Annotated in this window: 2 protein-coding genes; both read left to right on the top strand. The window is 64.0% G+C overall.

Annotation, left to right across the window (positions count from 1 at the left end; genetic code table 11):
• A partial coding sequence (locus AC1DWM_RS30085; RefSeq protein WP_477796884.1) for a baseplate J/gp47 family protein occupies positions 1 to 565 on the top strand: 565 nt, incomplete at its 5' end.
• A gap of 1 nt (position 566) precedes the next feature.
• On the top strand, positions 567 to 1178 hold the full coding sequence (locus AC1DWM_RS30080; RefSeq protein ID WP_477796883.1) for a phage tail protein I: 612 nt from the start codon (positions 567 to 569) through the stop codon (positions 1176 to 1178).
• Positions 1179 to 1220: the final 42 nt, after the last annotated feature.

Raw genomic sequence — 1220 nt, 5'->3', positions numbered from 1 at the left:
ACCGACGCCTCAGGTGCTTGAAGAGGACGATGCCCTGCGCGAGCGGGTGCAGCTGTCGTATGAGGGGTTGACCACGGCGGGACCGCGTAACAGCTACATCCTGCATGCGCGCAACGCCTCGGGCCTGGTCGCCGATGCCACGGCGGAAAGTCCGTCACCGGCCGTGGTGGTGGTCACCGTGCTCAGCCTGGAAGGCAGCGGCGCCGCCTCGCCGGAACTGCTGGAGCAGGTCCGCCTGCACCTGAATGACGAGGACGTGCGGCCGGTAGCGGACCGGCTCACGGTGCAGAGCGCGGTGGTGATCGACTACCGCATCGAGGCGGTGTTGTACCCGCAGGCACCCGGTCCGGAAAACGAAGCCTATCTGGCCGAAAGCCAGAAACGCCTGAGCGAGTGGATCAACCCACGCCGCCGCTTGGGGCTGGAAGTGGCGCGCTCGGGGATCGATGCGCAATTGCACATTCCCGGCATCGCCCGGGTCGAGCTGCTGGGCTGGACCGATATCAAGCCGACCAAGGCCGAGGCGGCGTATTGCACCGGCTACAGCGTGACGCTGGGGGCCTGACATGAGCACTCAGTTACCGCTCAACAGCACGCCGCTGGAGCTGGCCGTGGAAGCGGCCAATTACGAAAACACGCTGATCCCGCTGCGCAGTTTGTACAACGCCGACACCTGCCCTGAACACCTGTTGCCGTATCTGGCTTCGGCCTGGTCGGTGGACCGCTGGAACAACAACTGGACGCAGGAGGCCAAGCGCACGGCGATCCGTTCGGCGTACGACGTGCATGCGCGCAAGGGCACCATCGGTGCGCTGCGTCGGGTGGTCGAGCCTTTGGGCTATTTGATCGACGTCGTGGAATGGTTCGACACCGTGCCGGAAGGCGAGCCCGGTACGTTCGCCCTGGAGGTCGGGCTGAATGACGCCGGAATCACCGAAGAACTGTACGAGGAACTGGCGTGGTTGATCGACGACGCCCGTCCGGTCAGCCGGCACATGACCAACCTGGCGCTCAGTCTGCAGACCGAGGGTGTGCTGGGCATCGCCGTGTGCGTTGAAGAGGGCGAAGAGATCGACGTGTACCCGCCGGCCCCGCAAGACATCGACGTGACCGGCACCTTTGGCCCGTCGCTCTGCGTCGATGAAACCGATACTTTGGACGTTTATCCCTATGATTGATAAGACCAGTCAGTTTTTTGCCATTCTCACGGCGGTCGGTTG

This window comes from Pseudomonas sp. P4_C8 (assembly GCF_056401975.1).
Note: the sequence above shows the minus strand (reverse complement) of the source record. Positions and strands in the feature narration are given on the sequence as shown.